This window comes from Frankia sp. CeCAU1 (assembly GCF_977971845.1).
Genome location: NZ_CDWWXA010000079.1, coordinates 1 through 22274, shown reverse-complemented (window position 1 = coordinate 22274; position 22274 = coordinate 1). Strand labels below are relative to the sequence as shown.

16 protein-coding genes and 1 tRNA gene are annotated in these 22274 nt (G+C 70.3%); 8 read left to right on the top strand and 9 right to left on the bottom strand.

What is annotated here, in order from left to right:
* From AC08OO_RS14750 to AC08OO_RS14735, 4 genes are all read left to right on the top strand, one after another.
* Positions 1-602: CAP domain-containing protein (locus tag AC08OO_RS14750; RefSeq protein ID WP_476618657.1), on the top strand; the 602-nt coding region annotated here is incomplete at its 5' end.
* 247 nt (positions 603-849) lie between these two features.
* Entirely contained in the window at positions 850-2136 is a 1287-nt protein-coding gene (locus AC08OO_RS14745) for an NAD-dependent epimerase/dehydratase family protein (RefSeq protein ID WP_476618656.1), read from the top strand.
* Positions 2129-2728: a GNAT family N-acetyltransferase gene (locus AC08OO_RS14740; protein ID WP_476610492.1), complete on the top strand. Its 600-nt coding sequence runs from the start codon at positions 2129-2131 to the stop codon at positions 2726-2728. Before AC08OO_RS14745 ends, AC08OO_RS14740 begins: the two co-directional genes overlap by 8 nt.
* Before the next feature lie 438 nt (positions 2729-3166).
* The gene (locus tag AC08OO_RS14735; protein ID WP_476610491.1) at positions 3167-4264 is read left to right on the top strand and encodes an SMODS domain-containing nucleotidyltransferase; all 1098 of its coding nucleotides are present in this window, start codon (positions 3167-3169) and stop codon (positions 4262-4264) included.
* 15 nt (positions 4265-4279) lie between these two features.
* Here AC08OO_RS14735 and AC08OO_RS14730 read toward each other — a convergent pair whose 3' ends face one another.
* The 8 genes from AC08OO_RS14730 to AC08OO_RS14695 form a co-directional block, all read right to left on the bottom strand.
* Positions 4280-5629: a PH domain-containing protein gene (locus AC08OO_RS14730; protein WP_476606822.1), complete on the bottom strand. Its 1350-nt coding sequence runs from the start codon at positions 5627-5629 to the stop codon at positions 4280-4282.
* Positions 5626-6111 (bottom strand): PH domain-containing protein, encoded by a 486-nt coding sequence (locus tag AC08OO_RS14725; protein WP_476606823.1) that lies wholly within the window; start codon positions 6109-6111, stop codon positions 5626-5628. Before AC08OO_RS14725 ends, AC08OO_RS14730 begins: the two co-directional genes overlap by 4 nt.
* Positions 6112-6227: 116 nt before the next feature.
* A complete protein-coding gene (clpB, locus tag AC08OO_RS14720; RefSeq protein WP_476610490.1) occupies positions 6228-8837 on the bottom strand; it encodes an ATP-dependent chaperone ClpB in 2610 nt (869 codons plus the stop codon).
* A 135-nt stretch (positions 8838-8972) separates the two neighbouring features.
* A complete protein-coding gene (locus AC08OO_RS14715) occupies positions 8973-9578 on the bottom strand; it encodes a heat shock protein transcriptional repressor HspR (RefSeq protein ID WP_476606825.1) in 606 nt (201 codons plus the stop codon).
* Positions 9575-10765, bottom strand: a complete 1191-nt coding sequence (dnaJ, locus tag AC08OO_RS14710; protein ID WP_476610489.1) for a molecular chaperone DnaJ — start codon at positions 10763-10765, stop codon at positions 9575-9577. The genes AC08OO_RS14715 and dnaJ overlap by 4 nt, the downstream gene beginning before the upstream one ends.
* A gap of 101 nt (positions 10766-10866) precedes the next feature.
* The gene (gene grpE, locus AC08OO_RS14705) at positions 10867-11682 is read right to left on the bottom strand and encodes a nucleotide exchange factor GrpE (protein ID WP_476610488.1); all 816 of its coding nucleotides are present in this window, start codon (positions 11680-11682) and stop codon (positions 10867-10869) included.
* The gene (gene dnaK, locus AC08OO_RS14700) at positions 11679-13508 is read right to left on the bottom strand and encodes a molecular chaperone DnaK (protein WP_023840676.1); all 1830 of its coding nucleotides are present in this window, start codon (positions 13506-13508) and stop codon (positions 11679-11681) included. The genes grpE and dnaK overlap by 4 nt, the downstream gene beginning before the upstream one ends.
* 318 nt (positions 13509-13826) lie before the next feature.
* The gene (locus tag AC08OO_RS14695; protein WP_476610487.1) at positions 13827-15056 is read right to left on the bottom strand and encodes a nuclease-related domain-containing protein; all 1230 of its coding nucleotides are present in this window, start codon (positions 15054-15056) and stop codon (positions 13827-13829) included.
* Positions 15057-15686: 630 nt separating this feature from the next.
* Between AC08OO_RS14695 and AC08OO_RS14690 the strand changes: the two genes are divergently transcribed.
* Positions 15687-17906 carry a (Fe-S)-binding protein gene (locus AC08OO_RS14690; RefSeq protein ID WP_476610486.1) on the top strand — a complete coding sequence of 740 codons (2220 nt, stop codon included), beginning with the start codon at positions 15687-15689 and terminating at the stop codon, positions 17904-17906.
* 79 nt (positions 17907-17985) lie between these two features.
* Here the strand turns inward: AC08OO_RS14690 and dcd are convergent, their stop codons facing one another.
* Positions 17986-18585 carry a dCTP deaminase gene (gene dcd / locus AC08OO_RS14685; protein WP_011438703.1) on the bottom strand — a complete coding sequence of 200 codons (600 nt, stop codon included), beginning with the start codon at positions 18583-18585 and terminating at the stop codon, positions 17986-17988.
* A 177-nt stretch (positions 18586-18762) separates the two neighbouring features.
* Between dcd and AC08OO_RS14680 the strand changes: the two genes are divergently transcribed.
* From AC08OO_RS14680 to AC08OO_RS14670, 3 genes are all read left to right on the top strand, one after another.
* A complete protein-coding gene (locus tag AC08OO_RS14680; protein WP_476610485.1) occupies positions 18763-19524 on the top strand; it encodes an HAD family hydrolase in 762 nt (253 codons plus the stop codon).
* Entirely contained in the window at positions 19521-21935 is a 2415-nt protein-coding gene (locus tag AC08OO_RS14675; RefSeq protein WP_476610484.1) for a glycoside hydrolase family 65 protein, read from the top strand. Before AC08OO_RS14680 ends, AC08OO_RS14675 begins: the two co-directional genes overlap by 4 nt.
* Before the next feature lie 69 nt (positions 21936-22004).
* Positions 22005-22078 (top strand) — tRNA-Gly (locus AC08OO_RS14670).
* Positions 22079-22274: the final 196 nt, after the last annotated feature.

Sequence of the window (22274 nt, the reverse complement as noted above, 5' to 3'; positions counted from 1 at the left end):
GCGGGGTCCCCCCCACGTCGATCGCGGGTCGGATCGCGGATCGGGGTGCGCCGACCGGGCCCGGGGCCGAGCCTTCGCCCACCGCTCGCCCGGCCGGTCCGGATCAGCTGGCCGCCGCGCGGGCGGCGGCTCTGGCCCTGGCCGCGCCGGTGACGGCTCCGTCCGCGTCGGCCCCGGCCGTCGCATCCCACCACCCGCCGTACCTGCTGGCCTCCTGGATGAGCCTGGTCGGTCAGGTCGCGACCTCGACCAACCTCGAGCGCCTGGCGGCCGGTTGTCCTCCGTTGATCGTCGACTTGCGGTTGGCCGCCGCGGCCCAGGCACACAGCGTCGACATGGCCACGGCCGGCTATTTCGGCCATGGCAGCCCGGACGGTCGCTCGCCCTTCGACCGGATCGCCGCCGCCGGCTTCTCCTTCTCCATCGCCGCCGAGAACATCGCAGCCGGTCAGCGCACCGTGGCCGAGGTGATGCGCGGATGGATGAACAGCCCGGAGCACCGATCGAACATCCTCACCTGTTCGCTGACCCGGATCGGCGTGGGCTACGCGACGGGCGGCAGGTACGGCACCTACTGGACCCAGGACTTCGGGACGCCGTGAGGGGCGGCCCACTTGCCGGGCGCGACCGGCCCGTGGCATCCCGGGAGGTGCACCCGACCTCGATCCTCCCGACTCGCGGGGATGTCCCGGTCCTGATCAGTAGTCGATCCCGTAGGGTCGGGTCGTCGCCGACGGCAGCGAGCAACGGCAGCGAGCGTGGTAAAGCCCGCGGACCCAGCCGGTGGACGGGCCGGCGGGCCGCGCGGCAGCGCCGTCGGCGAGGGTGATCCTGGCAGGAGGAGCGACCTTGGTTCGGGCGGTGGTCACCGGCGCGGCAGGCTTCCTCGGCGGAGCGCTGGTCCACGCGCTGCGGCGGCGCGGTGACGACGTTGTCGCCATCGACATTCGGCGCGCGCCGGGTGTCATGCAGGCCGACGTCAGCCGTCCCGGTGAGTGGGAGAAGGCCTTTTACGGCACGGAGCTGGTGATCCATGCCGCCGCCGTCGGGACCGGTGGCGTCGCGGAACTGACCCCGGTGCGTCCCGGCCGAGCCGGAGCGCCGGTACGGGTGTCCGACGCCGAGATCCGGCGGGTGACCCTCGGCGCCACGGCGGCGTTGCTCGACGCCGCGGGTCGGGCCGGGGTCGACCGCTTCGTCCATCTCTCCTGCGTGGACGTGCTTGCCCGGACGAGTGGCCCGGTCCCCGGCGGGACCGGGGACCGCAGGCCCGCGCGAGCCGTCGGCCGATCATTGGACGAGACCACGCCGATCGGACTGACCGGCGACGTCCGCGCCGACGCCATGGCCGCCGCGGAACAGGCGGTCGGGTCGGCCGCTGCGCACGGACTCGGCGCGACCGTCCTACGGATCGGGGATGCCTACGGTCCCCGGGCCGGTCGCTGGACCCTCTGGCCGGTGCTGCTGATGCGGGCCGGGCGGTTCGTCCTCATCGACGGCGGCTGGGGTGTGCTCAGCCCCGTGCATGTCGACGACGTGGTCACGGCGGTGACCACCGTCGCCGGTGCGGACCGGTCGGCGGTCGCCGGTGAGGTGCTGCACGTGACCGGGGGGGAGTCGGTGTCTGCCGCCGACTTCTTCACCTTTTACTGTCAGATGCTCGCGATCGCGGCGCCCCGCTCCGTACCGGCCAGGGTCTTCGGAGCGGTCGACGCGATTGATCGTGTCTGTTCGTTCGCGGAGGGCTACCGGAGGAGAGGTGTGGACGATTCCGCGGCCGAAACGCCACTCCTCCCCACCCACCCGGCCCCGGCGGTCTCGACGACCTCGGTGCGGCCGGCGGGCTCGGCGGCCCCGGCCGTTCCGGTGAACTCGGCGACGTCGCGGCGGGGACCGGGCCTGATCCGCGGTGTCGGTGCCCGTCTGGTGGCCGGAGTCGATCCCCGCACCCGGGTGGACCTCGGTCCGCTCACCGTGCGCGCCCTGACCCGCGACGCGGGCCTCTCCATCGAGAAGATCCGGGCCCGGACGGGATGGTCGCCGGCCGTGCGGCTGCCCGAGGGCATGAACCGCACCGAGTCCTGGCTCCGGGAACGGGGTCTGCTCGGGGTCCGGGAGCCGTCCCGTCGTGGGTGAGGGCCCTACACTCACCACCTCCCGACTACTCGCACTCCCGCTCACCATTTGGAACGCGGGATACGTCGCCGAGGAGCTCGCGCCCTCGCTGGCGTTCACGGTCATCCCCCCGCGATCAGGCACGCGTGGCGCCTCCGGTGACGGATCCGGCCCCTTCGGCGGAATCGTCGGGACCGATCCTGCCGCGGGGGCGCCCGATCCCGACGATCCGGCGGGGGCGCTGCGGCGCGAACTACGCCGTCGGGCGAGCGCCGGCCACATGGTCCTGACCTGGGTGCTGCGTCGCCAGCCGGGTCGCCATCCGGGTCGCCATCCAGGATCGGCGGCGGTGGGCCTGCTCGCGGCGGAGACCCACGGCCGGCGGGTGGTGATCGGGGTGTCGATTGTGCTCGGCTGCCGGCGCAGCGGCTACGCCACCGAGGCGATCCGCGCGGTCGCGGGATGGTTCGAATACCGCGGCGCTCTGGTGGAGACGCGGATCCGGCGCGGGGACAGCGTGGGGAAGCGTCTCGCGCAGGCGACCTCGTTCGTGCCAACGAGTGTGTTGGTCGCCGATTGGTGGCGGATCTGGCTGCGTCCGCCGCCAAGTTGACCATTGAGGTTTGTCACGCAACGTTATCGGGCGTCGGGCTTCGCCTGGGCCTGGCGTCGCGAGCCACCGCCGACCGTTCCGGTACCGTCCGGATTCGGCCATCATCCGGCCCGAACGGGCAAAACCCATGTCCAGCCGCCTTTCGCGGTGTGGCGGAAGGTCATTGTGACGGTACCGTTACCATGCTGTGTTGTCGGCTGGGTGACAGCTCCCGGCTCATTTTTTCGTCGTCACGAGGAGAGTGGTGAACACGCCGCGCAGACAGCCCCCTGTTCAGACTGTTATGCCCTGGGGCACCATATAAGGCGATGTCGCGACCAATGGCCGACGGGCCGAAGCTGGGCGGGGCGTCCGTGGAGGTCCGTGGGAGGGCCGTCGCGTGCCCGGGGAGGGGAGCCCGAACGGTCCGGCGCCACCTGCGCCTGGGAGGTCAGCACCATGAGTGTGGATACCCCTCGGGGAACACCGGCCGGAGTCCGGCCGAGCGAGGTCACGTACGATCATTTGATCATTCCGCCGGACTGGCGTCGGCCGGAGGAGTCGGCGCCGGGGACGCTCAACGCTCTGTTCCCCTCCGAGGGAGGCCCCCGCGCCGAGCCTGCCGCGGTCGGCTCGACGTCGCCGATCAACCCGACGACCGGTCCGCTGACGGGTCCGTTGACGGGCCCGCTGCTGGTCGGCACCACGGCGCGTGCCTTCGCGAAACTCGACGACCTGATCCGTCTCGGTGCCGAGGACCGTGCCGTCGTCGCGGCTCGCCGCGACGAGGCGGAGCGGGCGCTGCGCGCGATCTTCCCGCCTCGTTGCGCGCTGCCGCTGGTCGGGGTCGCCACGATCGGCTCGGCGGGTCGGGACACCATGATCCGTCCGCTCGACGAGGTGGACATCTTCGCGGTCTTCTCGGCGGCCAACAGCGCCTGGAAGCGTTTCCGCTGGGACTCCCGCGACCTGCTGCTCTGCGTGCGTAACGCCATCGGCGGAGATCGAATCCAGACGATCGGTAGCCGCGGCCAGGCGCTGCGCATCGTCTACGAAGCCCCTCCGGACGTCCATCTGGTGCCGGCCTTCGATCATCCGCGTGCCGGATACGTCATACCCGATCGGGTCGGTGGCTGGCTGCCGACCCGGCCGGAGCGGCACACGAGCTGGACGGCGGACCTCGGCCCCCGGGTGATCTCGGCGGTCCGCCTGCTCAAGGCGTGGAACCGGGTGCGCGGCAGCCACCTGCGCTCCTTCCACATCGAGGCGCTCGCCGGGCAGGTCCTCGCCGGTCGCGGGCTCAACACCCGGCAGGGGCTCGCCGAGGTCTTCCGGCACCTGGACGATGTCGGCCTCACCGTGGCCGACCCGGCCGACGTCGGCGGGGACCTGTCGTCGTACCTACGCGCCGAGGACATCGAGGCGTTGGCCGAGAGTGTCCGGCTCGCCCGGATCTACTCGGCGAAGGCGGTGGACGCGGAACAGGCCGGCGATCACGAGGAGGCCGTGAATCTGTGGGGTTCCCTCTTCGGGCCGGAGTTCCCCACGTTCGGCTGAGGGCGGGGGCTTCGTTTACCCGGCGCCCCGGCTCATCCAGCGGTCCGGTACGGCGTGGCGCCGACCGATCCGGGATCGTTCGGCCTGTGCGGCGGCGAGCGAGACCGCCTCGTCGGCGTCGCGCAGGCCGGCGCGCACCGTCACCGGGCCGCCAGTGGTATCGAGGTGCATGTCGGCCAGCCGTAGCAGTCTGGCCAGCGGATTCTGCACGATTCGGATGCTCTGCACCTTACCGTGGGGGATGAGATCGGTGTGCCGCCGGACGATTCCCCGGCGTACGACGAAGACCGTGTCGTCCGCTCCGCAGGACAGCCGCCGCCAGTGGAGCGGGGCGAGCCAGGCGGCCCGGCGTGGCGGCCGGATCATCGCCACCGCCGCGACGTCCACTCCGGGCAGTAGCCGGCCGATCAGGGCCAGCGCATCCGCCCGGCGAGCCACCGGTAGCAGCACGGAGGGCCCGCCGCCGGCCACGTTCATCCGGACCGTCACCCAGCCCGACCAGCGCCACAGCGCCGGTTCGCCGATGCTGATCGCCTGGACCCGTCCCGGCGGGACCGTGGCGTGGGTGCGGTTGAGCAGGCCGCTGTTGATGCGCAGCCCGTCGGGTGACTCGGAGACGGTGTAGGGGTAGCCGGCCGCGAACCGGCGAAACGTCGTGTGCCAGAGGCTGCCGAGCATCGGAACGGCGCCGAGGGCGCCGGTGAGGGTACCGGTCAGCAGGGCGGGCGTGGCGATCGCGGCCGCGCCGAACAACGCCACCCACGGCGCGGGGGACAGCGCGATCGCGGCCACCAACCGCCGTGGTGGCACCTCGGCGAGTGGGCGCTGCGGTGCCTCGCCCACGTCCGGCGTGAGTCCCGCGGCGGTGGCCAGCAGTTCGGCCCGCAGCCGCTGGGCGTGACCCACCGACAGGTACCGCAGGTCGGACCCGGAGTCGGTGTCCAGTTCGGAGCGTTCCCTACCGGCGAGATCGATCCGGAGGATGGCGAGCCCCGTGACCCGGGCGAGAAGTGGTTGAGCGATGTCCACCGACTGTAACCGATCCAGCCGGACATGGCGGGTCCGTCGGACCAAGAGCCCGGTATCGAGCCGAAGATTGTCGCGTTCGACCCGGTAGCGGGTGAATCGCCAGGCGCAGTATCCGTAGGTGCCGGCGGCGGGAATCAGGAAGATCAGGGTGAGACCGATGATGCGGGGCGTGACGTCGTCGGCGAGGTTTCTGCCGACCGTCGCCACGAACGCCGCGACTATTACCCAGCCGCGCAGGAACGGGGTGAGCGGATGCAGCCGGTGAAACCCGTCCTGGCCAGGGCGTGTCGCCCGAGCCGGCGCTTCGCCGGTGGTGGACCCCCGCTCGATCGTCACAGCCCGGCCGACCGGGCTTCACCGCGTTCGGTGAGCGCGTCACGTAGCCGCGCGGCCTCGTCCGGGGCCAAGCCGGGGATGGTGGCATCGCTGTCCGCGGCCGCGGTGTGCAGCTGCACCTTGGCGATGCCGAAGCGGCGCGCCAGTGGTCCGGCGGTGACGTCGACGAGCTGCATCCGGCCATACGGCACCACGATCAGGCGACGCGTCAGCACCCCGCGGCTGATCAGGAGATCGTCCTCCCGCTCGGCATAGCGCCAGGCCTGCCAGCGGAGACCGATCGAGCGCCAGAGCCAGCCCGTCACGAGGATCGGCGCCACCGTGATCAGTATCCAGGGCCAGCCGCCGAACGCCGCCGTTATCAGCAGGGTGAGCGCCACCACCGGGACGGCTCCTATGATCAGGAGCGCCCGTCGAAGCCGCCGTAGGCCCGGTGGCAGGACCCGCCACTGCGCGGGATCCGGCAGAAGAGCGTCGTGCATTCCGCAACGATAAGTCGCACATCCGCTACGTCCGGCCCGAATCGGTCGAGGAACCGACGGCGTGCCGTCCCCACGATGGTCCTCGTCCGGTCTGCGGCGATTCGCCGGGAGGCCCGTCAGAGGGACTTGACGGTGGCGGCCTTGACCGTCAGACCCGAGCGGTCCGGCGCGGTGTTGACGAGCACCTCGTCGCCGTCCCGGATCTGCCCGCCGAGCAGTTCCTTGGCGAGCTGGTCGCCGATCGCCGTCTGGACCAGACGCCGCAGCGGACGGGCCCCGAACACCGGGTCGTAGCCGACGTCGGAGAGCCATCCCTTGGCGGCGTCGGTGACGTTGAGGGTGATCCTCCGGTCGAGCAGCCGGGCCCGCAGCCGATCGAGCTGGAGATCGACGATGCGGGTCAGCTCGTCCCGGCCCAGCTGGTCGAAGACGAGGACGTCGTCGAGGCGGTTGAGGAACTCCGGCTTGAAGGCGTCGCGCACGGCGACCATCACCGACTCGCGGCGCACCTGCGGGCTGAGCGTGGGGTCCGCGATGAACTGCGACCCGAGGTTCGAGGTCAGGATGAGGATCGTGTTGCGGAAGTCCACCGTGCGGCCTTGGCCGTCGGTGAGCCGCCCGTCGTCGAGAACCTGCAGCAGGACGTCAAAGACGTCCGGATGGGCCTTCTCGACCTCGTCCAACAGGATGACACTGTATGGCCGGCGGCGGATCGCCTCGGTGAGCTGACCGCCGGACTCGAACCCGACGTACCCGGGTGGGGCGCCGATCAGACGGGCCACCGAGTGCTTCTCGGCGTACTCGCTCATGTCGATGCGCACGATCGCCCGCTCGTCGTCGAAGAGGAAATCGGCGAGCGCCTTCGCGAGCTCGGTCTTCCCGACCCCGGTGGGCCCGAGGAAGAGAAAGGAGCCGGTCGGCCGGTCCGGGTCGGCGATCCCGGCCCTGGCCCGGCGGACCGCGTCGGAGACGGCCCGCACCGCGTCGTCCTGGCCGATGACCCGCGCGTGCAGCGCGGACTCCATACGCAGCAGCTTCGCCGTCTCGCCTTCGAGGAGGCGACCGGCCGGGATCCCGGTCCAGGCGGCGACGACCTCGGCGACGTCGTCCGGGCCGACCTCCTCGTTGAGCATCGCCCCACCGGGGGAGTCCGCGCCGGCCAGCGCGTCGGTTGCCGCCGACAGCCGCTTCTCCAACGTCGGGATGGTGCCGTACCGCAGCTCCCCGGCCTTGGCGAGGTCGAGGTCGCGCTCGGCGAGCTCCACGGCGCGCCGCGCATTCTCCAGCTCCTCCTTGATCTTCTGAACCTCGTAGATCGAATCCTTCTCCCGGTGCCAGCGGGCCGTCAGGCTCGACAGCTCCTCACGCCGGTCGGCGAGCTCGCGCTGCAGGCGCCCCCGCCGCTCGCGGGAGGCCTCGTCGTTCTCCTTGGACAGCGCCATGTCCTCGATTTCCAGGCGGCGCACGGCGCGTTCGAGTTCGTCGATTGCCACCGGCCGGCTGTCGATCTCCATGCGAAGCCGGGACGCGGCCTCGTCGACCAGGTCGATCGCCTTGTCCGGCAGGAAGCGCGCGGTGACGTAGCGGTCGGACAGGGTGGCCGCGGCGACCAGCGCGGTGTCGGTGATGCGCACGCCGTGGTGCACCTCGTAGCGTTCCTTGAGCCCGCGCAGGATGCCGATGGTGTCCTCGACCGTCGGTTCGCCGACGAGGACCGGCTGGAAGCGACGCTCCAGCGCCGGGTCCTTCTCGATCCGGGTGCGGTACTCCTCCAGGGTGGTGGCGCCGATCATGCGCAGCTCGCCGCGGGCGAGCATCGGCTTGAGCATGTTGCCGGCGTCTATCGCTCCTTCCGCCGCACCGGCGCCGACGACGGTGTGCAGCTCGTCGATGAAGGTGATGATCTGACCCTCGGCCTCGCGGATCTCGTTGAGGACGGAGGTCAGCCGCTCCTCGAACTCGCCGCGCAGCTTGGAGCCGGCAACCATCGAACCGAGGTCGAGCGAGACGATGCGCCGGCCGCGCAGCGACTCGGGCACGTCACCCGCGACGACCCGCAGCGCGAGCCCTTCGACGATGGCCGTCTTGCCGACCCCGGGCTCGCCGATGAGGACCGGGTTGTTCTTCGTCCGCCGCGACAGCACCTGGATGACGCGGCGGATCTCGGCGTCGCGGCCGATCACCGGGTCCAGCTTGCCCTGCTGCGCACGCTCGGTGAGGTCGATGGAGTACTTCTCCAACGCGCGGTAGGAGCCCTCCGGGTCCCGGCTGGTCACCCGCCGGGCGCCGCCGCGCACCTTCTCGAAGGCGCCGCGCAGCGCGTCGGGCGTGGCGCCGGCGGAGGTGAGGATCCGCCCGGCCTCGCCCCCCTCCTCGGCGAGCGCCACGACCAGATGCTCGACCGAAGTGTATTCGTCACCCAGCTGACCGGCCTGCCGCTCGGCGTTGTTCAGCACCGCGATGAGCTGGCGGGAAAGCTGCGGCGGGGACACGCTCAGGCCCGTCGCGCGGGGCAGCCGCGTCACCGCGGCCTCGGCTCGGGAGCGCACCGTGTCGACCGAGGTGCCCGCGGACGCCAGCAGCGCCGCGCCGACCCCGTCGGATGCTTCGAGCAGGGCGTTGAGCAGGTGGAGGGGGTCGACAAGGGGTGACCCGTCGGCGGTGGCTCGACTGATCGCTGCGGAGAGTGCCTCCTGCGACCGGGCGGTGAGGCGTTCAGCGTTCATGGCGGATCCCAGATGGTCGGATGGCGTGCACCGTCGCTTTTTCAACGCTCAGCATACCTGAGCCGTTCCCACTCAACCCTGTGGGCGCGCCGCGACAAACCTCCCGCATCCGTTCGCCGGCTCCGCCCCGGCCGGTCAGCGGCGGGGCAGCGGCCGCCAGATCACGAGCGCGCCGCGATCCACCGGGACGAGGTCGCGCCGGTGACTGGCATGCGCCTCGGCCACCGCGCGGTCCGCGTCGGCGCGGGACCGGGCGAGCTCCTCGGTGAGCTGACGCACCTGCGCCTGCAGCGCCATCACCTGGGCGCTCAACCGGAGGATCTGCTTGACCCCCTCCAGGTTGACGCCTTCCTCCTGGGACAGTCGCTGCACCTCGCGCAGCAACGCCACATCCCGGGCGGAGTAACGACGCCCCCGCCCGGCCGTGCGCCCAGGCGTGACCAGCCCGAGCCGGTCGTAGGACCGCAGGGTCTGGGGATGCATCCCGGCGAGCTGCGCGGCGATCGAGATGACGTAGACCGGTGCGTCCTCGTCGTGGGCCGGACCCGGCAGCGGGCCGGCGGGGTAGTAGCCCTCCGGTCGAACCTCGGTGTCCGGTCGAACCTCGGTGGGGGACGTCGCCGGCCCCCGCTGGAGCTGCCGTTCCCCTGTTCGCCCTGCCCCCATTGTTCGCCCTGCTCCCGTCGCTCGCCCGCGCCGGGCGGGCGGCGGGTCGGATGTGCGGTTCGGCCGCCCGGTCATCCGCCTGCCTCCATCCGTTCCATCAACGGCGCCCGTGGGTCCTCGGGATGGGCCTGGGCGAACTCCAGCAACGCCGTACGTGCCCGTGGCGAGAGATCACTCGGCTTCGGTACCGTCACCTCGAGGGTGACGATGAGGTCCCCGTTCCCGCCTCCGGCTGTGGGGACACCCCGCCCGCGGGCCCGCAGGCGTCGACCGCTGGAGGTCCCCGCCGGCACCTTCATCGTGAGCGGAGTACCGTCCAGGGTCGGCACCCGTACCGACGCGCCGAGCGCGGCCTCGGTGATCGTCACGGGGAGAGTAATCGCCAGGTTGTTCCCCTCCCGCTCGAACACCGGATGGCGCAGCACGTGCACCGTCACCTCGAGGTCGCCGGCCGGTCCGCCCCGTTCGCCGGGTATACCACGCCCCCGGACCCGCAGCCGCTGTCCGTCGCTCACCCCGGGTGGGATGCGGATGCGCTGCTCACGCTCACGCCGGCCGGTGCCCCGGCAGTCCGGGCAGGGATGGTCGATCAGGGTGCCCTTGCCCAGGCAGTCGCGGCAGGGCTCGGAGAGCGCGAAGCCACCCTGGGAGCGGGAGACCACACCTAGCCCACGGCAGGTCGGGCAGGTGCGCGGCGTCGTGCCGGGACGCGCCCCGCTGCCGGTACAGGTGGTACAGGTCGCGGCCCCGGGAAGCCGGACCGACGCCTCCAGACCGGTCAGCGACTTCTCGAAGGGGATCGTGACCTCGGCCTCGATGTCGGCACCCCGACGCGGACCGCGTCCGGGTGACGACCGCTGGAACAGGTTGTCGAAGATGCCGCCGAGGCCGCCGTTCGCCCCACCGAGAAGGTCGTCGAGGTTGAGGTTCGGCCCGCTGCCGTAGCCCGCGCCGGGCGCGCCGAACCCGCCGTAACCCCCGGCTCGGCCAGGCCCGCCGAAGCCGCCGCCGGGACGACCGCCGGCCGCGAACAGCGCGCGGGCCTCGTCGTACTCCCGTCGACGGCCCTCGTCCGAGAGAACGTCGTAGGCCTCGGAGACCTCCTTGAAGCGCGCCTCGGCCTTGGCGTCCCCCGGGTTCTTGTCGGGGTGCAGCTCACGGGCCAGCCCGCGGTACGCCTTCTTGATGTCGGTCGCCGAGGCGTCCTTTGGAACGCCGAGAGCGGCGTAATAGTCCTTCTCGACCATGTCGCGAACACTCACGGCGCCCCTCCTTCCCTCATGATGTCGTCCGCGCGAGGCGGTGCCCGCCGGGTCCGTCAGACCCCGGCTCGCGGACGGCCGGACGGACCTGGCTCCCCTTTTCAGCCGGCGCTGACAGTGGGCCCGCCGTTGTCCGGGCCGGGCACACTGCCCGTGTCATCGGGGACCGATGTCGGCCGATCCGGCGGTCCGCCTGCCTGGCCCGGGCCGCTCCCCGGCACCTCGCCGGGCCCGGCGACGACCTCCGCCCCGACCGGCTGATCGACGATCTCGTCCACCTCGCCCGACGGTTCCGCGACCGACACCTGCGCGGGCCGCAACACCTTGCCCGCGTGCAGGTAACCCGCCCGGAAGACGTCCACGCAGGTCGGCCCGCTCACGTCCGACCGGTAGGCGTGCATCAGGGCCTCGTGGACCGACGGGTCGAACTCGTCGCCCTTCGCCCCGTAGCGCTCCAGCCCGGTCGCCTCCAGGGCCGCCTCCAGGGCCTCCGCGATCGCCTTGAACGGGCCTTCCAGATCGCCGTGGTCACGAGCCCGGCCGATGTCGTCGAGGGTCGACAGCAGACTCGCCAGCAGCTTCGCCGTCGCCTGCTCGCCGATCTGCTGACGGTCTCGCTCGACCCGCCGACGGTAGTTGTCGAACTCGGCCTTCAGGCGCTGCAGGTCCGCGGTCCGCTCGGTGACCTGCTGGCGCAGCGACGCCACGAGCTCACCGTCACCCTCACCCACCGGGACTCCGGCGGGTGGAACCTCCGTGGCCGTCGGGCCGGGAGGCGCGGCCGCCTCCGGCCGGACCTCGCCGCTCTCCGGATCGATCCGGCGCCGGTCCCGCACCACCACCGGGGGCTCTTCGGCCTCGTCCCGGCCGTCGGGCCGAGACGAACCCCACCAGTCCGCGGCCTGGCCTGAGGTCACTTCTTGTCCTCCTCATCCACGATCTCCGCGTCGACCACGTCATCGTCGGCTGCTCCGGCGCCGCCAGAGGCACCCGCGCCCTCCTGGGCGGCCTGCGCGTACATGGCCTGGCCCATCGCCTGGCTCGCCGCGGCCAGCGCGTCGGCCGCCTCGCGGATCGCCGCCGTGTCGGTGCCGGCGACGGCGCCCCGCAGCGTGCCGAGCTTCTCCTCCACGTCGCTCTTCACCGCGGCGTCGATCTTTTCGCCGTTCTCGGCGAGGAACCGCTCGGTCGAGTAGACGAGCGTCTCGGCCTTGTTGCGGGTCTCGGCCTCCTCCCGGCGCCTGCGGTCCTCCTCGGCGTACTGCTCGGCGTCGCGGACCATGCGGTCGATGTCGTCCTTCGGCAGCGCCGAGCCGCCGGTGATGGTCATCGACTGCTCCTTGCCGGTGCCCAGGTCCTTCGCGGACACGTGCACGATGCCGTTCGCATCGATGTCGAAGGTGACCTCGATCTGGGGCATACCCCGCGGGGCGGGCGGCAGGCCGGTCAGCTCGAACATGCCGAGCTTCTTGTTGTAGGCGGCCATCTCGCGCTCGCCCTGGAAGACCTGGATCTGCACGGAGGGCTGGCTGTCCTCGGCGGTGGTGAAGATCTCCGAGCGCTTGGTGGGGATCGTGGTGTTGCGCTCGATGAGCTTGGTCATGATCCCCCCCTTCGTCTCGATGCCGAGTGAGAGCGGGGTGACGTCGAGGAGCAGGACGTCCTTGACTTCGCCCTTGAGCACGCCGGCCTGCAGCGAGGCGCCGACGGCGACGACCTCGTCCGGGTTGACGCCCTTGTTCGGTTCCTTGCCCCCGGTCAGCTCGCGGACCAGCTCGACGACGGCGGGCATCCGGGTGGAACCACCGACGAGGACGACGTGGTCAATGTCGCTGACCTTGATCCCCGCGTCCTTCACCGCCTGCTGGAAGGGGTGCCTGCAGCGGTCGATGAGGTCGGAGGTCATCCGCTGGAACTCGGCGCGCGACAGCGAGACGTCGAGGTGCAGGGGACCCTCGGCCGACGCGGTGATGTAGGGCAGGTTGATCGCGGTCTGGGTGGACTGCGAAAGCTCGATCTTCGCCTTCTCGGCGGCCTCCCGCAGCCGCTGCAGGGCCATCTTGTCCTTGCCGAGGTCGACCCCGTGCTGGCCGTTGAAGGTCTTGATCAGGTGGTCGGTGATGCGCTGATCCCAGTCGTCACCACCGAGGTGGGTGTCACCGGAGGTGGACTTCACCTCGACGACACCGTCGCCGATCTCCAGCAGGGAGACGTCGAAGGTGCCGCCACCGAGGTCGAAGACCAGGATGGTCTGCTCCTTCTCGCCCTTGTCCAACCCGTAGGCGAGGGCCGCAGCGGTCGGCTCGTTGACAATCCGCAGGACGTTGAGCCCGGCGATCGTGCCCGCCTCGGTGGTGGCCTGACGCTGGGCGTCGTCGAAGTACGCCGGGACGGTGATGACCGCGTCCGTAACCGTCTCACCGAGGTAGGACTCGGCGTCCCGCTTCAGCTTCTGCAGGATGAACGCGCTGATCTCCTGGGGCGTGAGATCCTTCGCGTCGACCTTCATCTTCCAGTCGGTGCCCATGTGGCGTTTGACCGACCGGATGGTGCGCTCGACGTTCGTCACCGCCTGACGCTTGGCGACCTCGCCGACCAGGACCTCGCCGTTCTTCGCGAAAGCCACGACCGACGGGGTCGTCCGGGAGCCCTCGGCGTTGGCGATCACCGTGGGTTCGCCGCCCTCGAGCACGCTCACGACGGAGTTCGTGGTGCCGAGGTCGATACCGACCGCTCGTGCCATGTCTGTGTGCCTTTCGATCATGTCGGTGGCGCCGATCAGACGGGCGCACCGACCTCGTGGGGATGGAACCTGTCGGTGAACCGAGGCTTGAGGATCACTCCGGGAAGCCTCGGTTCCGCCAACGTTAAGCCAGGTCGGTGTATTGAGTCGCTCTGACTCATGATGACGGCTCCCATCATAACCCGACAGAGGTGAGCCTGGCACGCTCAACTTTATGTGCGGCCGGGAAATTCCCGCCAGCGTCGCCGGGCGGGACCGGAAGGGGAGCCTGCGGGAGGAGCCGGCAGGGCGTGGAATGGGAGGTGGAACGGGAGAGCGTCAGCTTCCGGCGGGTGGCTGCGGGGCCGAGCCACCCGCGGCACCGTCGCCACCCGCGGCACCGTCGCCGGGGGCCTGGCCGGCGTCGGGGTCCGTCGTCTCCCGGGGCGGTCGGACGGCGGCCAGGATGCGCCCGCGGCGGGCCCCCGGGCGCGGCCGTCCGCCCGCGCGTGATCCGAGCCGGGGAACCGGCCCCATGCCGGCAGCCGACGGACCGTCCGCCTCGCCGCTCGTGGCCTCGCCGGCGCCCGCTCGGCCGGGAACCGCGAGTGGCATTCCGGTCCGGTTGATGAGGTCGGCCTGCCGGCCCAGGTCGGACTCGATCTGGGCGAGCCGGTCGAGCATCTCGGAAGCGTCCCCGTCGCGCTCACGGATCGTGCGCAGCGCATCCATCAGGGTCAGCCACTGGTCCCGACCGACGGTGATCTGTTCGGCGAGGCGGTTGGCCGAGTAGGCCGGAAACAGCCGCTCCGTGGCGGCGACGATCTGCTGGACCTCACCGGGGTTGAGCCGGCCGGGCCTGCGCCGGATGTAGTTGACGACGTCCTTGATGCTGATGATCGTCACTCCGTCGAGGGCGCCGTCGCTCCACAGGACGTTGGCCTCGACCATCACCAGGATCGGACTTATCGGGATCTTAAGCATCGGCAGTGCCGCGCGGATCTGGTTGCGGACCTCGTCACCCAACCAGGCGGTGCGGTCGATCGGGGGTTTGAGTGACTCTCCGTCACAGGTCGCCCCACCCTTCTTGTACCGCACGGTGCCCTTGTTGTTGTCGCTGCTGAGCACCATCACCCCGCCGGGCCCGACCAGGAGGTGACCGATGGTCGCCTCGGAGTAGGGGACGGCCCGGTCGTGCAGGATGACGTACCCTTGGCGGCGCAGCCGGGCGATGGCGCGCGCGGTCCTGCGCTCTGCCTCGGCCCCCTCGCGCAGCGACTCGACGTCGGGGGCGGTCCCGAACGAGGCGATCACGATCCCGGCCGGCCAGGCGATGAAGACCAGCAGGAACACGACGACCGCGACCGTGGGCAGCCCCAGGCCGAAGCCGATGACGAGGGCGAGGGCGAGTCCTACCAGGGCCGAGCGCACCGCGGTGCGGGGTACCTCGCGGCTCAGCTTGTCCCGCCGCACGAGTGCCTGGTTTTCCCTGGCCCGGAGGTACTCCGTCTGCAGGGAGTGTCCAGGGCGGCCGACTCGGGTCATCGTCGGCCGGGTGATCGTCGCCATCGTGCCCACCATGTTCGCAGGGTCGTCGTTCGCAGGGTCGTCAACGTCGGTAGGGCCCGTCCGCCGGAGCACGCCGGGCGTCGTCGCGGCAGCGCTGGCACCGGGCCCAGGCACAACGTGAAGGTGGCGAGCACCGCGGGACACACGATCGCCCGGTCACCGTGGGCGAAGGCTGTCCTTATGGTGCGTCGAAGCACCTGTCGGCACAAGGGTTGACCTCGTCGGCCCGGAAGGCTCCCGGCGGGGGAGCGACGTTCCGGGATGGCGGGATCCGGGGCGCCGTGGTAGTCGTGACGGTGCGAGGCGTTGCGTGTCGGTTGGGCGTCTGCCGCTGAACGTAGCAGTCCCGTGCACCTCGCGCGGACGATCGGGCCTTCGGACCCCCTATATCGGGCCGCTCGGACCACGTCGTGGCAGGGTCGACGGTGAGCGGGTTCGCTGTCGGCCTCATAGTGCCCCTACGTCCGGGGTGGGGACCCAGACAGACGGGTTGGCCGGGAGGTTGGGACCGGACCCGCCCATACGGTGGCGCGGGCCACTTGTCCGGGTGGCGTGAGCCACTCGTCCCATACGTTGCTGGTCGGTACGAGCAGGCTCGCCCGCGATAGTGGGTGCCAGATGGAGGATGCTGTGAGAATTGCGATCGGTGGAGCGATCACGCTGATTGCTCTCGCGGTTGCCGGGCGTCGGGTTTTCTGGCTGTTCCGGCTGATCGGGTCCGGCCAGCCGGCCGAGGGCCGGCTCGACGACCTGCCGACCCGCGTCTGGACGGAGATCAGCGAGGTCGGGGGGCAGCGCAAGCTGCTGAAGTGGTCGGTGCCCGGGGCGGCCCACTTCTTCACCTTCTGGGGCTTCACGATCCTGCTGCTGACCGTCATCGAGGCCTACGGCGGCCTGTTCGACGACGACTTCCACATCCCGGGATTCGGGCACTGGGCGGCCATCGGCTTCCTCGAGGACTTCTTCGCCGTGGCGGTCCTCGCCGGCCTGGTCGCCTTCACGATCATCCGGTTGAAGAACGCCCCGGCGCGGCTGGAGCGCAAGTCGCGATTCTACGGCTCGCACACCGGGCCGGCCTGGGTCATCCTCGGCCTGATCACCGCCGTTATCGTGACGCTGCTGCTCTACCGTGGTGCCCAGTACAACACCGGCAACCTCCCGCAGGGCCAGACGAAGTGGGCCTTCGCGTCCTACGCTGTGAGCCGCATCTTCTCCGGTCTCTCCCACGATGTGAACGAGGGCATCGAGACGGCCTTCCTGCTGCTCAACATCGCGGTGATCATGGGCTTCTCGGTGCTGGTGGTCTACTCGAAGCACCTGCACATCGGCCTGGCCCCGATCAACGTCGTGCTCAAGCGCCAGCCGGTGGCCCTCGGCCCGCTGGCCACCACCCCCGACATCGAGAAGCTGATGGAGGAGGACGAGCCGGTCGTCGGCGTCGGCAAGGTCGAGGACTTCTCCTGGAAGGCCATGCTCGACTTCGCCACCTGCACCGAGTGCGGGCGGTGCCAGAGCCAGTGCCCGGCGTGGAACACGGGCAAGCCGCTGTCGCCGAAGTTGTTGATCATGGATCTGCGTGACCACCTCTTCGCCAAGGCGCCCTACCTGCTGTCCACCGAAGGCGCGGCGGAGGGTGAGGAGGCGCCGAAGGCGGTCACCGGGATCGCCGAGGACGCCTCCGACTCCCACACCGTGCACCACGTGCCCGAGTCCGGCTTCGGCCGGGTGCCGCAGCCCGGTCAGCCGCAGGTCGACCGGCCGCTGGTCGGCACCGAGGAGGAGGGCGGGGTCATCGATCCCGACGTCCTGTGGTCGTGCACCAACTGCGGCGCGTGCGTCGAACAGTGTCCGGTGGACATCGAGCATGTCGACCACATCGTCGACATGCGTCGCTACCAGGTGATGATCGAGTCGGCGTTCCCGTCCGAGGCCGGCGTCATGCTGCGCAACCTTGAGAACAACGGCAACCCGTGGGGCGTCTCGCCGCGGACCCGCACCGAGTGGACCGAGGGCCTGCCCTTCGAGGTGCGTGTCCTCGGCGACGGTGAGCAGATCCCCGACGACGTCGAGTACCTGTACTGGGTCGGCTGCGCCGGGGCGATCGAGGACCGCGCCAAAAAGGTCGCGCGGGCCTTCGCGGAGCTCCTGCACACTGCCGGGGTCGAGTTCGCGATCCTCGGTACGAACGAGTCCTGCACCGGGGACCCGGCGCGCCGGCTCGGCAACGAGTACCTGTACCAGGAGATGGCCAAGGCGAACATCGAGCTGCTGAACGCCACGGGCGTCAAGAAGATCGTTGCCACCTGCCCGCACTGCTTCAACAGCCTCGCCCGGGAATACTCGGCCCTCGGCGGTCAGTACGAGGTCGTCCACCACACCCAGCTGCTCGGCAAACTGGTCGAGGAGCGCAAGCTGGTGCCGGTGACCCGGGTGGAGTCGTCGGTCACCTACCACGACCCCTGCTTCCTCGGGCGGCACAACAAGGTCTACACCCCGCCGCGGGAGATCCTGGCGGCGATTCCGGGCATCCGGGGCCAGGAGATGCACCGCTGCAAGGACCGTGGCTTCTGCTGCGGTGCCGGCGGCGCGCGGATGTGGATGGAGGAGAAGATCGGTAAGCGGGTCAATGTGGACCGGACGGAGGAGGCCCTCGGCCTCGACCCGGACGTCGTGTCCACCGCCTGCCCGTTCTGCATCGTGATGCTCACCGATGCCGTCACCGAGAAGAAGCTGAGCGGCGAGGCGAAGGACGGTGTCGAGGTACTCGACGTCTCCCAGCTCCTGGCCCGTTCGCTGGCGCCGTCGGCGCCAGCGGCTCCGACCGAGGAGTCCGCCGAGCCTGTCGGCTAAATTGCGCTCTTGCCTTTCCAGAGGGATAAATCGGACATAAAATCCTCTGGAAAGGCAAGGAAGCTGAAAGACAAGGAAGTCAGCCTGGGGGGATCTCCCCGTTCGGGACCGGTGCGCGGGTGAAGTCTCGGTAGGCCCTCGACGGGGTCGGGCCGCGCTGACCCTGGTAGCGCGAACCGTAGATGGTCGAGCCGTACGAGTGCTCGGCCGGCGAGGACAGCCGGAACAGGCAGAGCTGGCCGATCTTCATGCCGGGCCAGAGTTTGATCGGCAGCGTCGCCACGTTCGACAGTTCCAGCGTGACGTGCCCGGAGAAGCCGGGGTCGATGAAGCCCGCCGTCGAGTGCGTGAGCAGCCCGAGCCGGCCGAGACTCGACTTCCCTTCCAGCCGGCCGGCGAGATCGTCGGGCAGGGTGACGATCTCCAGCGTCGAGCCGAGGACGAACTCGCCCGGATGCAGGACGAACGGCTCGTCGCCCTCCGGGGCGATGAGCTCGGTGAGATCCTCCTGCTCAAGAGAGGGATCAATGTGGCTGTACCGGTGGTTGGCGAAGACCCGGAACCAGCGGTCCAGCCGTAGATCGATGCTGGACGGCTGGATGAGGCCAGGGTCGTGGGGGTCGAGACGGATCCGGCCCGTGGCGATCTCGGTCCGGATGTCCCGGTCGGACAACAGCACGTCCCGGACGTTAGAGCATGAGCGGTCGATCTTCACCGTCCACCCGGAGGAGGATGGGGCCGCGTGGAAGAGTGAGACGGAGCGTGACCCGGGTAGGAGGCACGTGGCCGGTCGATGAATACCCGGTCGGACGGGTGCCCCCGGGGAAGGCCGGGGCGGAAGGGACAGGCGGGACGGATGCTCGGGCTACCCGATCACATCGAGGCATGTCTGTTCGACCTGGATGGCGTGCTGACGAACACCGCGACGATCCACGCGGCCGCGTGGAAAGAGATGTTCGACGATTTCCTGGAGAACTGGGCCAAGCGGTCGGGAGAGCCGTTCGTCCCCTTCGACCTCGAGCATGACTATGCCGAGTACGTTGACGGCCGGCCCAGGACCGACGGTGTGCGAGCCTTTCTCGACGCCCGTCACATCAGGCTTCCCGACGGAACACCGGACGACCCGCCGTCCGCGCTCACCGTGCATGGGCTGTCCAACCGGAAGAACTTCCTCCTGCTGGAACGGATTCGGAGGGACAGCGTGGACATCTATCCCGGCTCGGTGACGTATCTGCGGGAACTGGCCACGCGGGGGATCCCCCGCGTGGTCGTCTCCTCCAGCGCCAACTGCGCCGAGGTGTTGAAGGCGACTGGGCTTGACGCCCTCGTTGACGGAGCGGTGGACGGCCTCGTCGCCGCCCGTGACCACCTCGCCGGAAAGCCCGCGCCCGACACCTTCCTCGCCGGCGCCCGGCTGCTCGGGGTGCCGCCGCGGCGGGCGGCGGTGTTCGAGGACGCCCTGGCCGGCGTCGAGGCGGGGCGGGCCGGCGGGTTCGGCCGGGTCGTGGGGATCGACCGGGTGGGGCACGCCGCCGCGTTGCGCGCCCACGGGGCCGACATCGTGGTGAACGACCTGGCGGACCTGCTCGGCCACGGCTCCGGGCCCGGCCCCACATGATCGACAAAGCGTCCTATCTGATCGAGCCGTGGTCCATCCAGGAGTCCGGTCTCGACATCTCCGATCTGGGCCGGTCCGAGTCATTGTTCGCCCTGTCCAACGGCCATATCGGGCTCCGGGGAAACCTCGACGAGGGCGATCCGCACGGCCTGCCGGGCACCTACCTGAACTCGGTCCACGAGCTGCGGCCCCTGCCCTATGCCGAGGCCGGCTACGGATATCCCGAGTCCGGCCAGACGGTCATCAACGTCACCAACGGCAAGGTGATCCGTCTACTTGTCGACGACGAGCCGTTTGACATCCGCTATGGCGATCTGCGGTCGCATCAGCGGGCGATCGACTTCCGGGAGGGCGTGCTCCGGCGGGACGTGGAATGGGTCTCGCCGGCGGGGCAGACCATCCGGGTGCACTCCGAGCGGCTGGTGTCGTTCTCGCAGCGTTCCATCGCGGCCGTGTACTACGAGATCGAGCCGGTGGGCGACCCGGCGCGGGTCGTCATCCAGTCGGAGCTGGTGGCCAACGAGCAGCTGCCGGCCTGGCACGGTGACCCGCGGGCCGCGTCCGCGCTGGAGTCGCCGCTGCGATCCGAGCGCCATCGGGCGAGCGGCACGATGGTTGAGCTCGTCCACATCACCCACCGCAGCGAGATCCGTGTCGCCGCGGCCATGGACCACGAGTTCGCCGGGCCGGACTCGCTGGGTGTCTCCTCGGAGAGCGAGCCGGACGCCTGCCGGGTGACGGCCACGGCGGTACTCGCCCCGGGCGAGAAGCTGCGGATGGTCAAGTTCATCGCCTACGGCTGGTCGGAGCAACGGTCCCTGCCGGCCCTCAGAGACCAAGCGGCCGCGGCGCTGGTCGCAGCGCGGCAGACCGGGTGGCCCGGTCTCGCCGCCGAGCAGCGGCAGTACCTGGATGCCTTCTGGAAGCGGGCCGACGTCGAGGTCGACGGCGACCCGGAGGTGCAGCAGGCCGTTCGCTTCGCGCTGTTCCACGTCCTGCAGGCGGGATCGCGGGCCGAGCGGCGGGCGATCCCGGCCAAGGGCCTGACCGGCCCCGGCTACGACGGGCACGCCTTCTGGGACTCCGAGTCGTACGTGCTCCCCGTCCTGACGTACACCGCGCCCGACGCGGCCGCCGACGCGCTGCGCTGGCGGTACGCGACTCTGCCGCTGGCCAGGGAACGAGCCGATCTGCTCAATCTGAAGGGCGCCGTCTTCCCCTGGCGTACCATCCACGGAGAGGAGTGCTCCGGATACTGGCCAGCCGGGACGGCCGCCTTCCACGTCAACGCCGACATCGCCGACGCGGTCGCCCGCTACGTCACCATCACCGGGGACGAGCGGTTCGAGCGCACGGTGGGGCTGGAGATCCTGATCGAGACCGCCCGGCTGTGGCGGTCGCTGGGACATCACGACCTCGACGGCCGCTTCCGGATCGACGGTGTCACGGGCCCGGACGAGTACTCGGCCATCGCCGACAACAACGTCTACACGAACCTGATGGCGCAGCGGAACCTTGTGGCCGCGGCGGACGCCGCCCGCCGCCATCCCGACCGGGCCGCCGAGCTGGGCGTGGACGCCGAGGTCACGGCGTCCTGGCGGGACGCGGCCGAGAACATGTTCATCCCCTACGACCCCCATCTCGGCGTCCATCCGCAGTCCGAGGGATTCACCGAACACCAGGTCTGGGACTTCGCGAACACCGCGCCCGAGCAGTACCCTCTGCTGCTGCACTTCCCGTACTTCGACCTCTACCGCAAGCAGGTCGTCAAGCAGGCGGACCTGGTCCTGGCGATGCAGCGCCGGGGTGACGCCTTCACGATGGACGAGAAGATCCGCAACTTCGCCTACTACGAAGCTCTGACGGTTCGGGACTCGTCACTGTCGGCATGCTCCCAGGCGGTGCTGGCCGCTGAGTGTGGGCACCTGTCGCTCGCCTATGACTATCTGCGCGAAGCCGCCCTGATGGATCTGCATGACATCGAGCACAACACCGGAGATGGGCTGCACATGGCCTCCCTCGCGGGAAGCTGGATCGCCCTCGTCGAGGGCTTCGGTGGGCTGCGTGACGGCGGTGAGGTGATCTCGTTCGCGCCGCGGTTGCCCGAGGGACTGAGCAGGCTGGCCTTCGGGCTCTGTGTCCGTGGGCGGCACCTGCGGGTGGAGGTCTCCGACTCGACGGCTGTCTACACCGTCCCCGTGGGGCCGGCGATGACGTTGCTGCACCACGGCAAGACCGTCCGGGTGGTTCCTGGCCAGCCGGTCAGCATGGAGGTCCCGCCGACGCCCGTCCTGGAACGGCCGAAGCAGCCCCCGGGCCGGGAGTCGCTGCGCTTCCTGCGCCTGCCCGGGACCGGCGGCCGTATCGGTCCTACCGGCCCTAGCGGTTCCGTCAACAGCATCGACGGCTGACTCCGGACACGCCGGACGGCCCGGGGCCCCACCCGACCTGGTCCGTCCGGTACGATGCGAATGCGCTACGCGGGCGTAGTTCAGAGGCAGAACACGAGCTTCCCAAGCTTGCAACGCGGGTTCGATTCCCGTCGCCCGCTCCACCGGGTAGCCGGTGCTACCCGGCATAACAGGTCGGGTAGCACCGGACCGAGTTCTTCTTCTCGATGTAGGTGCGCCGAACTGGGGTCCATCGGTAACGCTCCGCCCGGAGCGCCATCGATAATGGTCTCGATCTTACCGAGGCTCATGCCATCCACAGTCTCGCCGGTGGCCCCGGCGGTCATAGCCCCCTTGTTT

Coding starts and splice junctions, on each gene's coding strand:
- AC08OO_RS14735 (WP_476610491.1), top strand. CDS start 3,167: ATGAGTGTGGATACCCCTCGGGGAACACCGGCCGGAGTCCGGCCGAGC.
- AC08OO_RS14725 (WP_476606823.1), bottom strand. CDS start 6,111: ATGCACGACGCTCTTCTGCCGGATCCCGCGCAGTGGCGGGTCCTGCCA.
- clpB (WP_476610490.1), bottom strand. CDS start 8,837: ATGAACGCTGAACGCCTCACCGCCCGGTCGCAGGAGGCACTCTCCGCA.
- AC08OO_RS14715 (WP_476606825.1), bottom strand. CDS start 9,578: ATGACCGGGCGGCCGAACCGCACATCCGACCCGCCGCCCGCCCGGCGC.
- dnaK (WP_023840676.1), bottom strand. CDS start 13,508: ATGGCACGAGCGGTCGGTATCGACCTCGGCACCACGAACTCCGTCGTG.
- AC08OO_RS14695 (WP_476610487.1), bottom strand. CDS start 15,056: ATGGCGACGATCACCCGGCCGACGATGACCCGAGTCGGCCGCCCTGGA.
- AC08OO_RS14680 (WP_476610485.1), top strand. CDS start 18,763: ATGCTCGGGCTACCCGATCACATCGAGGCATGTCTGTTCGACCTGGAT.
- AC08OO_RS14675 (WP_476610484.1), top strand. CDS start 19,521: ATGATCGACAAAGCGTCCTATCTGATCGAGCCGTGGTCCATCCAGGAG.